Below are 12,035 nucleotides of genomic sequence, written 5' to 3'. Positions count from 1 at the left end.
CCACACCGGGCGTCCGTGCAACGGCTCCACGCGCGCTACCCGTTCCTGAACGCCGCTCGCGAGGCTGTCGAGGCTGCGGACGTGGACCTCGTCGCCCTCGTGCAGGAGGGCGGCCCGGCGGTCGAGCGCGGCGTCGAGCGGGTGCGGCGCGCGCTGCTGGAGGGGACCGCCGAGAGCGAGGAGCGCCTCGGTGCGCGCGCGGAACTGCTCTCGTACCCGGTCGCGCGCGTGCTCGTCTCGCTCATCGACGCGCCCGGCGCGACCGAGAAGTACGCCCGCGCCGAGGCCGCGCTCGCCCAGCGCCGCTTCACCGCCGACTTCCAGGAGGAGCGCTCGCTCCAGAGCGGCGGCGAGACCCTCTCGCTCCAGCAGCTGCTCGCGGATTTCGACCTCTCGGGCGACGTGCGGCCGACGGGCGACGGCCGGTTCGACGTGGCCGTGGCGGCCTACCTCCGCCTCTCCAGCGGCCTCGACGGCGAGGGGTGGCGGCTCGTCCGTCGGACGCTGCGCGACGGCACCGTGCCCGTCTCCAGCGACGAACTGGAGACGCTCCTGCGCGAGGCCGTCCGCGAGCGGGTCGCCGACGGCCTCCCGCTTTCCGTCCCCGACCCTATCGAGGAGGCGCTGAGCGAGGAGGTCGGGCGGCTCCGCACGGCCGTCGCGGACGCCGATCCACCGCGCTCGTTCGCCGACTTCGCGGTGGAGGCACTCCCGCCCTGCGTGGACGCGCTCATCGACCGCGCCCGCGACGGCGAGGACCTGCCCGACAACTCCCGGTTCGCGCTGGTGGGCTTCCTGGCGGCGTTCGAGACCCTCGACGCCCACGACATCGCCGCCATCGCGGGCCTCGACGACCCCGAACGGGTGCGCTACCAGCTCCAGCGCCTGCGCGACGACCGCGGCGTCGCCTTCGCGCCCCCCTCCTGTGCGACGATGCAGGCCTACGGTGACTGCGTCGACCAGGACGACCTCTGTGCGGAGATCGCGCACCCGCTGTCGTACTACTCGCGGCGGACGGCCGACGAGGCCGGGGAGGGAGGCGGTGACGACGAGGCCGCCGCGGACTGAGGCCGCCGTCCCACCCGCTCGGGCGGTCGGGTGGCGACCATCCGTTCAGCGGCACGCATAAACCCCGGCACTCCGAGGGGCATGGCATATGGACTTCGCGGACGCGAGCCAGCGCGCGACCGAGGTGGTGGAGTCGGTCTCGGACGTGGTGGTCACCCGCCGGTCGTTCGTCGAGACGGTCGTGACGGGGGTCGTCGCCGGCGGACACGTGCTGCTGGAGGACGTGCCGGGGACGGGCAAGACCCTGACCGGGCGGGCGCTCGCCACGGCGCTGGGGCTGGAGTTCTCGCGGGTGCAGTTCACGCCGGACCTCCTCCCGGCGGACGTGACCGGGTCGTACGTCTTCAACGAGCGCGACCGGGAGTTCGAGTTCAACCCCGGCCCCGTCTTCGGCAACGTGGTGCTGGCCGACGAGATCAACCGCGCGCCGCCGAAGACCCAGGCCGCGCTGCTGGAGGCGATGGAGGAGAGCCAGGTCACGGTCGACGGCGAGACGCACGCCCTGCCGGACCCGTTCGTCGTCATCGCGACGATGAATCCCATCGAGCAGGAGGGGACTTTCCCGCTCCCCGAGGCACAGATCGACCGCTTCCACCTCAAATCGAGCATCGGCTACCCGGACCCGGACCGCGAGGTAGAGATCCTGGACCGCCGGGCCGAGCGCGACGCCGACACGCCGACCGCGTGGCAGGTCCTCACCCCGGACGACGTGCGCGAACTGCAGGCGGTGCCCGAGCGCGTCACCGTCGACCCCGACCTCCGGACGTACATGACACGGCTCGCACAGGCGAGCCGACAGCACCCGCAGGTCGACGTCGGCGTCTCGCCGCGCGGGACCCAGCGGCTGTTCGAACTCGCGCGCGCCCACGCCGTCGTCCAGGGCCGTGACTACACCACCCCCGACGACGTCCGCGAGGTCGCCCAGCCGACGATGGGCCACCGGCTGGTCCTCACCGCCGACGCGCGGGTGAACGAGGTATCACGCGCGACCATCGTCGACGAGGTGCTGGACGAGGTGCCGGTACCGACGGTGCAGCGGTGAGTGCGGCCGCCGTATCGCGGCCGTCGCCAGCGTCGACCTGAAGCGGACCGTGGCAACCGTTCTGCCCGAGCCGTCCCACTACCCGGCGGCGATGAGCGCCACGCCAGCGACGGCGAGCAGCGCGGCCAGCAGCCGCCGGCCGAGACCGCGCTCGCCGAGCAGCAGGCCGCCCAGCACCACCGCGACGACGGCCTGCGTGTTGACGACCGGGGAGACGACGCTGGCGGGCGCGGCGTCGAACGCCAGCACGGCCAGGTGGATGGCGACGGCGAACACGGCCGCGAGCGCCACGAGGCCGGGCAGCGACTCGCGGAGGCCGCTCTCCGGGAGCCTGGAGGCTGCGAACGGGAGCGAGACGAGCGTGACGCCGACGAGCGTGGCGAGGGCGACCGCCTGCGGGACGAGCGCCGTCGTCGAGAGCGCCGCGCGAGTGCCCACGTCCGCGACCGCGAACAGGACCGCGCCCCCGAGTGCGAGCCTGGCGGGCGTGTACCCGGCCGCGCGCCGGAAGGGCGCGAGCGCGCCGCCACCCTCGTAGTTGGCGACGTAGATGGCCGCGGTCGCGACCAGGACGCCCACCACCTGGAGCGGACCGAGCCGCTCGGCCAGCACCAGGAGCTCCAGCGGCAGGACGAACACCGGAACGAGCTTGTTCAGCGGGGCGACGTAGGAGACCTCGCCGAGCTTGAACGCCCGGATGGAGACCAGCGTGGCGGCCCCCGCCGCGAGGCCCACGCCGGCGACGAGCAGGCCGTCCCGGAGCCCGGTGCCCGGCGGAACCAGCGGCTCGCCGGTCGGCCACGTGACCGCGGCGATGACGGCGTACCAGCCCAGGGCGGCGGCCTCGTTGGCGGCGACGTAGACGGTCGCGGGGAGGTCCGCGAACGCCCGCTTGTAGGCGACGAGGTAGCCGCCGAACGCGAGCGCCGCCGCGACCGCCAGCGCGACGCCGGGTGGGAGCATCGCGTGCGAGGGGATGGCCGACGATGGAACCACGAACGACGCAATCCCGAACACGTCACCCGGTCCTCGGGGGCGACGGGTAGCCCCACCGGTTCAGGTCCGCTCGTCTACCGGGGTCGTCCCCGGCGCCGCGGGCCGGCCCGCTGGCGGCCGACTGCGGCCACCGCCCGCCCCATCGCGACGGCACGCCGCCCCAGCAGCGACCCCGTGGCCGTGGCGACCGCGACCCCGAGGTAGACGGTCGGGAGGGCGACGGAGAGCAGGAGGCAGGCGAAGCCGATGGCGGCGTACCCGGGATACAGCGAGCCCGCAGCGGCGGACCCCGTAGCGGCGAGTCCGGCGATGCTCTGCAGCCCGAAGCCGGCGAGCAACAGGCCGAGTGCGAACAGCCGCCACGTCAGTCCCAGAACGGTGCGCCACGACGGGAGCGCCCACACGATACCCCGGCGTACCCCCCCGCCGGCAGCGAGCAACTGGCGTCCGACCATGTGCTACTCCCTACCAACCCCACCATCTTCAAGCATGGCACCACCTCCGTCGGACGGGCGGCTGACACCGGGCGGTTCACCCCGCCGATGGCCTGATTCCGGAACGCCGAGTGGGTGGTCGAGGGGCGGGGTGTATCGGGGCCGAGGGCGCGGGGCGGACGGTGGGAGCCGCGACCCGGCCACGGGCACGATGAGTCACCGACTTGTCCCTCGCGCCCCTCCGGTCGGATGATGGTCGCCGAACCCGTCGCCCTCGCCGGTGAGGTCCTCGCCACGGTCCTGCCACGGGTCGCGAAGATCGCGCTGTTCATCGGCGTCGGCGTCGCGCTGGCGGACCTGCTGGTCTCGGCCGGCCTGCTCCAGCGGGTGACGGGGCTCTCGCGTCGACTCACCGGCCCCGCCAACCTCCCCGACGAGGCCGGGACCGCCATCGTCACCACCGCCGCCTCCACGACGGCGGGCTACGGGATGCTCGCCGAGTACCGCGACGAGGGCCGCATGGACGACCGCGCGACGCTCGTCGCCGTCACCATCAACACGTTCTTCGGCTTCGTCCAGCACATCCCCACGTTCTACGCTCCCGTCCTGATACCCATCCTGGGCCTCCGGGTCGGCCTCGCGTACGTCGCGAGCAGGGCGCTGGTCGCGCTCGCCATCACGTGCACGGGCGTCCTGGCGGGTCGGCTCCTCCTCGACCCGCCGGAGCGGCCGGCGACGGCCGACGAGGGCGCCGACGCGTCGGGCGACCCGGTCGAGGCCGACGGCGGCGAGTCCACCGGGCGGGGGCCGTCGGACGGGGCCGTCGACGGCCGCATGGACGACGTTCCCGACTCGACGCGGGGCAAACTGGTCGGCGCGGCGCGCTCCGGCGCCGGGAAGGTCCGCGACATCCTGCCCAGGCTGGCGGTGGTCTACGCCCTCGTCGTCCTCCTGACGCGGTTCTACGACCCGTCGAACCTGACGGCGCTGGCCGGACCGCTCTCCGGGACCACTGGCCTGCCCGGCGCGGCCGTCCCGGTCATCGCGGTCTTCGCGCTGGACACGACCAACGGCGCGCTGGTGCTGGCCCCGCTCGTCCGGGACGGGACCTTCGGCGTCCGGGCGGCGGTCGCGACGATGCTCATCGGGGGCATCGTCTCCTTCGCAGTCTCCACGTTCAAGCGCTCCATCCCGTTCCAGTACGGCATCTGGGGCGCGGAGTTCGGCTCGAAGGTGGTCGCCGTGAACACGGCGCTGAAGGTGGTCTGGATAGCGATGGCGGTCGCCGTCGTGCTGTACGCGCCGCTCCCGCTGTGAGAACCGAGAGGACCGTCACCGCGCTGCGTCGCCGGGAGCCGTCGCTCCGTGGTCGGTATCGGTGCGGGGGCATGGTGGGATGCCCCCGCGAAGTCAGGACAGCTGACAGACCAGCATTGCGAGCCGATTCGTGGTGGTGGTGGTGGGTGGTGGGAATCCGCTCGCACCACGTCCTTGGGGCTGAACACTCATTTAGTTTATGCACGCCGAGGCAGTTGCCGGCGGTTGTCCCGGCCCAGCCGGCGCTGCCGGGAACACTGAACGGGGAGGAGGAAGCTCCTACTGGGGGCTGCGGTACCGGCGGTCGACCTTCTCGACGTGGCCGAAGTACGAGAGCACGTCGAGCATATCGCCGACCTGCTCGCTGGAGTAGCGGTTGTGGAGGCCGGCGTACTCGGCGATCTTCGACTGCTGGTTGCCACGGCCGTTGGTGCGCTGGGTGGCGTCCTCGACGGCCTCGATGAGCTTCGCGAAGTCATCGGTCATCTCCTCGAACCGGGGGTCGGTCGGGCCGATGACGCCCTCGTCCTTCAGTGCGGTGCCAATCTCGTCCAGGGACTCGCCTTCGACGCTGAATGTCGCCATACTCGGTATGACACCCAGTAATTACATAAATATTTCGCTGTTTTGGCGGATAAAGACATCGTTCGAGGACTAATCTACCGATTGGATGATAACGTTCCCCGTGTTCGCGCCGAGCCATCCCGGTCCCGGGCGGATGGTCCGTGCCGGGATGCCCTCGCCCGGGGACAGTAACAGGAACTTTCATTATGGTTCGTGCATTCGGGGATGGTAGATGCTCCACGTCGTACGCGTACGGGTACGCTGAACCCTTCTCCACTCGACCGTACCGGCGACGACCACGCGACCCACACCCGACATCCCAGATGAGCACCGAACCCTCACCCACGACACGCGACGCGACACCGACCGAGCCGACGACCAGCCAGCCCCGCCCCGGCCAGCGTACCGCGACCGAGCCCGACACCTGGACGGCGGCCGAGACCGACGACGCCTTCGCGACCGCACGCGCACCGCGGACGTTCGACCCCTTCTGCACCCGACGACTCCGCAACTGCTGTGACGAGCGCAACGCCGCCCAGCTCGAGGAGAACTGACCCGTTCGTCTTCCCCGGTTCGCTCAGCCCCCCAGCACCCGCTGGAGTTCGGCGAGCCGCTCGAACGAGACGAGGCCGAGCCCACCCAGGAACGCCACCACGCCGGTCCCGTTCAGCAGCAGGTACCACTCGAAGGCGTTCTCGACGGGCGACGGCCCGGCGCAGTAGTCGACGGCCATCGACCCGGTGAGCGTGATCGCCGCCGGGTCCATCGTTGCCGGCGGGCAGCCGGCCATCGGCGAGTTGGCAGAGGCCGAGACGACGACCGCCAGCCCGGCGGTCGCGAGACACAGCCCCACTAGATGTCTGACCCCCATGTCATCACCCCGTGTCGAGCTTCGCGGCCGGGCGCATAGTTCCTGCGCTGCCTCGCTCCGATGGACCGCGTCACGAGCCGGTTCGGGATGTGTACCGAACCGCTGTATCACCTGGCTCGGACGTCGAGACCGTTGGAAGGGATGGCCCGGTCCACGGAGCGACGCACCAAGCCAGTACGGTGTGAAACGACCCTGAGAAACCGAATCGGGTGGGACTGAAAGGGGCCGTGGGCTCGGCGGTCTCGTGAGCGAAGCGAACGAGACCGCGTCAGAGCTTGCTCTGACGGCGGTGCCCCGACGAAGCAAGGACCACAGGGAGCGTAGCGACCGAGGACCGTGGTTCGAGAGACGCCTCTGGCGTCTCTCGTCATCACGAAAGGCGGCTCCGCCGCCTTTCGAACGACAGCGAGTCGCGGGTCCCCGAGCCCGCGGGCGCTTTCAATAATCCGTTGCCCTCGCTGTCGCCTCTGCCATCCTCACCGAACGAATCGCTACAGACGCACAACGCCCCTATCACGGATCCCCGTCCGAAGGCCGCCGCCGCGACCGGGCGGCTAAGTCGCTCGACGCCCAAGGGAGGCCGTGTCGCTCCCCGACCGCCTCTCGCGGCTGACACCGTCCGCCGAGCTGGTGGACTGGTCGCTGTTCGTCGCCGTGGCCGTCCTGCTGACGACGGGGCTGGCGACGGCCTTCGCCGGGAGCCTCGGTGACGCCTGGCTGTTCGTCGTCCACGGCGTCGCGGGCCTGTCGCTGGTCGTTCTGGTCGGGGTGAAGCTGCACCGCGTCCGCGCCCGCGTCCGGGCGGGCGTCCGCGCCCGCTCGGGCAGGGTCGCCCTATCGCTCCTGCTCGCGACGCTCGTCCTGGGGGCGCTCGGGACGGGACTGTGGTTCGTGTTCGGCGGGCCCCTCTTCGTCGGCCCGCTCGCGCTGCTCGTCATCCACGTCCTGCTGGGGCTGGCCATCGTCCCTGTCCTGTGGGTCCACCTCCGGGACCGGCTGCACGCGCCGACCGACGCACTCGCGGGCAGCGACCGCCGGGACGCGCTCCGCTACGCGGGCCTCGTGGGCGCCGGGGCGGTGGCGTGGCGCACGCAGAAGACCGTCAACCGCGCGCTCGGGACCGACAGCGCGGACCGCCGGTTCACCGGCTCGCGCGAGCGGGGCTCCGGCGACGGCAACCGCTTCCCGGTCACGATGTGGGTCGCCGACGATCCCGACCCGGTCGACGTGGGCGCGTGGTCGCTCTCGGTCGAGGGCGCCGTCTCGGAGCCGTTCGCGCTCGAGTCCGACGCGCTCCCGACCGACGGCGAGCGGACCGCCCTGCTCGACTGCACCTCGGGGTGGTACTCCGAACACGACTGGTCGGGTGTCCGGGTGGCCGACCTGCTCGACCGGGCCGGGGTCGACGACGACGCCCGCTGGGTCCAGTTCCGCTCCGTGACGGGGTACCGGTGGTCACTCCCCGTCGAGGAGGCCCGCGGGGCGCTGCTGGCGACGGCCGTCGACGGCGAGTCGCTCTCGCACGGCCACGGCTTCCCGCTGCGCCTGGTCGCGCCGGAGCGCCGCGGCTTCCAGTGGGTGAAGTGGGTCGAGTCGGTCCGGGTCACGCGCCGCCGCGAACTCGGCGAGTGGGTCGCCATCTTCGTCAGCGGATTGGGTGAGTAGGTCGGCTCGGTGCCCCGACGACAGCGGTCGGCAGAATCAGTCGGCGCTCGCGCCGGAGGCCGCGTCCGACCGCTCGGCCTCGGCCTCGAGTCGGCGCTCGGCGGCGTGCTGGCGGCGCTCGGTCTCCGGGTCGAGCGCCGCGCGCGCCGGCTCCGAGAGCTTGTTCTCGACCGAGCGTCCGGCCCGCTCCCGGACCACGATCTCGTCGTCCTCCAGCTTCTGGAGGTGGTGGGTCACGGTGGAGGGTGAGCGGTCGACCTCGTCGGCGAGCCCGCTGACCGAGGCGGGCTCCAGCCGGACGAGCGCGTCGAGGATGTCCGCCGTGCACTCGTCGGCCATCGCCGCCGCCAGTTCGAGGTCCTCGGTGCCGGCGGGGTAGAACCGCTCGCAGTTGCGGACCCGGGCGGTCGCGACGAGTTCCTCACGCTGGAGCACCTTCACGTGGTGGCGTGCGGTCGAGAGGTTGACGTCGGCCCGGTCGCTGACCGCGGTGATGGGCTCGCCGGGCTGGTCGCTGATGGCCTCGTAGACCGCCCGGCGGGCGTCGAGTTCGAGGGGGTCCGAGTCGTCGTACCGGGAGTACCGGAGGACCGACAGCATCCGTGCGAGCCGCGAGAGCGGCCCCTCGCCGCTCGCGACGGCGGTGGAGGCCGCCCGGGCGGCGGTCGTCCCGGCGCCGGTCCCCCCGGCCGCCGATGCCTGCCGGACCGCGGCGCCGACGGCGCCGACCAGGAGCGCCCCGAGGCCGAGGCCGGTCGCGGCGTCCTCGGAGACGGGCACGCCGCCCGGGCCGCCGAGTGTCAGCAGCGGGCCGTCCGGCTCGGCCGCGACCGACCGCTCGCCGCTCGCGTCCCCGGCCGCCCCGTCGCCGGTTCCATCCGTCGCGCCGTCGGGTCCGTCACTACCGTCGTCCGACCCGCTCTCGAGGCGGGCGGCCTGCCCGCTCGACGCCGTGTCGTCACTCCCGCCCGAGAGCGTCTCGTCGGGTGAACTCCCGGCGACGTTCCCGACGGCGGCCCCCGCCGTCGACCCGACCACCGACACGCCGGAGTCGCCGCCCAGCTCGGCGAGCGCCCCGGTCGTCCCGCCGGCCAGGTCCGTCGTCGCCTCGCCGGTCGTCTCGGTGAGTTCCGCCGTCACCTCGCCCGTCGTCTCGGCCAGCGAGGTAACCCGGTCGGTCGTGAGGGTCGTGGTCTCGTCGGTCGCGTCGTCGAGGGACCCGGCCGTCCCCTCGAGGTCGCCCTCGGTCGCAGCCGAGACCGCGTCGGTCGTGTCGTCGGTCACCGCGTCCGTCGTCGATGTCGTGTCGCCGACCGCCGCGTCCACCTCGTCGGTCGTCGTGTCGGCCGCGTCGGTCACCCCGTCGGTCGTCGTGTCGGCCGCGTCGGTCACCCCGTCGGTGGCGTCGGTGACGGCGTCCGTGGTGTCCTCCGTCGCACCGCCGGTCGCCGTGTCGACGGTGTCGGTCGTCCCCTCGACGGTCGAATCGACCGTCTCGGTGGTGGAATCGGTCGTCTCAGCGACCGTGTCCGTGGTGTCGTCCACGGCATCGGTGGTCGAGTCGACGGTCGAATCGACCGTGTCCGTGGTGGAGTCGACCGTCTCGTTCAGGAGGCCCCCGTCGTCGTCTCCCAGCTGTCCGGTCCCAGCGTCCGTCGTGGCGGCAGCGGCGGGGATGCCGGCGACGGCACCGAGGAGGAGCCACGCGGCGACCGCCACAGCGAACAGCCGGGCACGGCCTGACTGGTCGCTGGGCGTCATATCGTTCTCAGGGGGGCACTCTGTGGACTTAAATTGCCGGGTGACCCTGGCGGCAGTGACCATTCCTGGCCGGACCGTACTGTCGAGAATACGTCTAACAGAGCCTATACCGTTCGTTTGGACGCTTTCGTCACAACCACCTTTTGTACCCGGACTGTTCGTTCGGTCAAGTGGAACGGTTCCACGACCAACCATGACCGGACAAACTGCAAGCGGCGGGGACACGACCCAACCGAGCGAACAGGGGACCAGAGCGGAGATCATGGACGCGACCTACGAGGCGTTGAGCAAGCACGGCTACGCCGACCTGACCATCCAGACCATCGCCGACGAGTTCTCGAAGTCCAAGTCGTTGCTGTACTACCACTACGACTCGAAGGACGACCTGCTCGTCGACTTTCTGGACTGGCTGGTCGAGGAGTTCGCGGCGGCGGTCGGAGCCGACGCGACCAGCGACCCGGCGGAGCGCATCCGGACGGTGTTCGGGATGCTCGTCCCCGGCGATGACGACGACGGCATCCGGCTGTCGCTGCTCGATCTCCGGATGCGTGCCCCCCGCGACGAACGGTTCGCCCAGCGCTTCAGCGCGCTCGACGAGCGCATCCAGGAGGAGTTCGAGGCGGCCGTCCGCGAGGGGGTCGCCCGCGACCGGTTCCGCGATGTCGACCCGGAGTACGTGGCCGAGACCCTCTACTCCCTGGCCACGGGCATCAGCGTCCGCCGACTGACCACGGACCACGAGGGCGGCGTGAGCCAGCGCAGCCTCGAGGACGTCCTCGAACGGCTCCGGGCCTGAGCGACCACGGCCGACTCCGGTTTCCACGGGCGGCTCAGTCCCGGTCACGGAGTGCGGCGAGCGCCGCCACCGCCGCCGCGAGCAGGAGTGCGACCGCTGCTCCCCCACCCGCACCGGGCGCCCTCCCCGGTTCGGCGACGGCAGCGAGTCCGACGCCGGCCGCGATAGCGACGCCGGCGACCGTCAGGCTGGTCGTCGCGTGTCCGCGCTCGACGGCCGAGGTCCGGCCGAGGTCCGGGCCGCCATCCCGGTGCTCTCCGTCCCCTTCTCCCCGATCCTCCGCTCCCACGAGGGCGTCCAGTGACAGTCCGAACTCGGCGAAGTCCCAGACCAGCACCGCCAGCGCCACCGCCGCGACGGTCCGTGCGGGGTCGCGCGTGAGGACCGCCGACACGAGTGCCCCGGCCGCCAGCAGCCCCGCGGCGACCGCGCTCATCCCCCGTGCACCGCGGAGCAGTCCTCCGCGTTCGGCGGCCGTCAGCGCCGCCAGGAGGACGAACGCCGGCGTGATCGCGACGAGCAGCACCAGCGGCGTCACCACGGCCCGGACGGCGCCCGTCGATCCCGCTGCGTCCGTGAGGAAGCCGGCTGCCCGGACGAATCCCGGGACGACCGCCACGAGCGCCCGCGTCGCCGCCCCGACCGCCGCCGGGACGGCCAGCGCCACGAGCAGGACCATCCCCGTACCGCCCAGCGCCGCGAGCCACCCCTCGCGGCGGCGGAGCGCGGGGACCCCAGCCGCACCCAGCAGGACCGTCCCCGCGTAGCCCGCCACCACGACCGCGACCAACCCCCCGAGCGTGGCGTGGGTCCCGGCGTCGCGGGCCGCGGCCGCCAGCCCGGGCCCCAGCACCGGTGCGACGAGCGTCGCCCCGAACAGGGCGATCGCGCCCCGGAGCAGCCACGGTCGGACCGCAGCCACCCGTCCCTCGGGTGCCACGAACCCGTCGGTCCGGGCCCGGCGCGCCCACAGCCACGCCACCCCGAGCACGAGCCCGGCCTCCGCGAGCGGTGCGGCCGGGCGGAGGAGTCCGGGCGCGAGCGCCGCGAGCGTGCTCGCCAGCGAGCCGGCAGCGATGGGGTTCCCGCGGACGGTCGCGGCGACCGCCAGCCCGAACCCGGCCAGCGCGAGGCTGCCGGCGAGCCCGATACCGGCCGCGAGCCGCGAGGGCGGTGCCCCCACCAGCACCGGCACCAGCACCAGCACCCCGCCCGCCGCGAGCGCCGCCGAGAGTCCCACGACAGGGGGCGTGCCCGCCGCGGTCACCGCGACGCCGCCCGTCAGCAGCAGGGCGCCGGCCCCGGCGAGGAAGACGCCGGCCGCGAGCGCCGGCGGCCGCGAGCGCCCCAGCAGGAGCGTCGCGGCCCCCAGCACGACCGCGCCCTCTGCGACCACCGCGACGGTGCCGACCGTCGCGATCCCGGTGAGGACGACTCCGACCGCCAGCACCGCCGCGACCGCCGCGAGCGCACCACTGGTCGGTGTCGGCCGGCGACGGGTGACGTTGGGTCCCGACACGG

Annotated in this window: 12 protein-coding genes; 6 read left to right on the top strand and 6 right to left on the bottom strand. The window is 72.8% G+C overall.

Features of this window, described 5'->3' with window-relative positions; all coding sequences use genetic code 11:
* Positions 1-15 precede the first annotated feature (15 nt).
* Positions 16-1,068: a DNA primase large subunit PriL gene (locus tag P2T62_RS04145; protein WP_276260226.1), complete on the top strand. Its 1,053-nt coding sequence runs from the start codon at positions 16-18 to the stop codon at positions 1,066-1,068.
* Between the two features lie 88 nt (positions 1,069-1,156).
* Entirely contained in the window at positions 1,157-2,110 is a 954-nt protein-coding gene (locus P2T62_RS04140; protein WP_276260225.1) for an AAA family ATPase, read from the top strand.
* A 78-nt stretch (positions 2,111-2,188) separates the two neighbouring features.
* On the opposite strand, the gene P2T62_RS04135 is transcribed toward P2T62_RS04140, so the two are convergent.
* Together P2T62_RS04135 and P2T62_RS04130 are read right to left on the bottom strand one after the other, a co-directional pair.
* Complete coding sequence (locus P2T62_RS04135) at positions 2,189-3,127, bottom strand: EamA family transporter (protein ID WP_276260224.1); 939 nt, start codon at positions 3,125-3,127, stop codon at positions 2,189-2,191.
* Between the two features lie 53 nt (positions 3,128-3,180).
* Positions 3,181-3,561: a hypothetical protein gene (locus P2T62_RS04130; protein ID WP_276260223.1), complete on the bottom strand. Its 381-nt coding sequence runs from the start codon at positions 3,559-3,561 to the stop codon at positions 3,181-3,183.
* A gap of 231 nt (positions 3,562-3,792) precedes the next feature.
* Here P2T62_RS04130 and P2T62_RS04125 point away from each other — a divergent pair, with 231 nt between their 5' ends.
* Positions 3,793-4,857 (top strand): nucleoside recognition protein, encoded by a 1,065-nt coding sequence (locus P2T62_RS04125; protein ID WP_276260222.1) that lies wholly within the window; start codon positions 3,793-3,795, stop codon positions 4,855-4,857.
* A 279-nt stretch (positions 4,858-5,136) separates the two neighbouring features.
* On the opposite strand, the gene P2T62_RS04120 is transcribed toward P2T62_RS04125, so the two are convergent.
* Entirely contained in the window at positions 5,137-5,442 is a 306-nt protein-coding gene (locus P2T62_RS04120; RefSeq protein ID WP_276260221.1) for a hypothetical protein, read from the bottom strand.
* Positions 5,443-5,744: 302 nt separating this feature from the next.
* On the opposite strand from P2T62_RS04120, the gene P2T62_RS04115 reads away from it, so the two are divergent.
* Positions 5,745-5,975 carry a hypothetical protein gene (locus tag P2T62_RS04115; RefSeq protein ID WP_276260220.1) on the top strand — a complete coding sequence of 77 codons (231 nt, stop codon included), beginning with the start codon at positions 5,745-5,747 and terminating at the stop codon, positions 5,973-5,975.
* A 23-nt stretch (positions 5,976-5,998) separates the two neighbouring features.
* Here the strand turns inward: P2T62_RS04115 and P2T62_RS04110 are convergent, their stop codons facing one another.
* A complete protein-coding gene (locus P2T62_RS04110) occupies positions 5,999-6,292 on the bottom strand; it encodes a hypothetical protein (RefSeq protein ID WP_276260219.1) in 294 nt (97 codons plus the stop codon).
* A gap of 582 nt (positions 6,293-6,874) precedes the next feature.
* Here P2T62_RS04110 and P2T62_RS04105 point away from each other — a divergent pair.
* Complete coding sequence (locus P2T62_RS04105) at positions 6,875-7,957, top strand: molybdopterin-dependent oxidoreductase (protein ID WP_276260218.1); 1,083 nt, start codon at positions 6,875-6,877, stop codon at positions 7,955-7,957.
* A 36-nt stretch (positions 7,958-7,993) separates the two neighbouring features.
* On the opposite strand, the gene P2T62_RS04100 is transcribed toward P2T62_RS04105, so the two are convergent.
* Entirely contained in the window at positions 7,994-9,718 is a 1,725-nt protein-coding gene (locus P2T62_RS04100) for a helix-turn-helix domain-containing protein (protein ID WP_276260217.1), read from the bottom strand.
* 193 nt (positions 9,719-9,911) lie between these two features.
* On the opposite strand from P2T62_RS04100, the gene P2T62_RS04095 reads away from it, so the two are divergent.
* On the top strand, positions 9,912-10,514 hold the full coding sequence (locus P2T62_RS04095) for a TetR/AcrR family transcriptional regulator (RefSeq protein ID WP_276260216.1): 603 nt from the start codon (positions 9,912-9,914) through the stop codon (positions 10,512-10,514).
* 34 nt (positions 10,515-10,548) lie between these two features.
* On the opposite strand, the gene P2T62_RS04090 is transcribed toward P2T62_RS04095, so the two are convergent.
* The gene (locus P2T62_RS04090) at positions 10,549-12,033 is read right to left on the bottom strand and encodes a hypothetical protein (protein WP_276260215.1); all 1,485 of its coding nucleotides are present in this window, start codon (positions 12,031-12,033) and stop codon (positions 10,549-10,551) included.
* Between the last annotated feature and the right edge of the window lie 2 nt (positions 12,034-12,035).

The organism is Haloglomus litoreum, assembly GCF_029338515.1.
GTDB classification, from domain to species: Archaea; Halobacteriota; Halobacteria; order Halobacteriales; family Haloarculaceae; genus Haloglomus; species Haloglomus litoreum.
The sequence above is the reverse complement of the archived record's forward strand: the minus strand, read 5'-3'. Positions and strand labels throughout refer to the sequence as shown.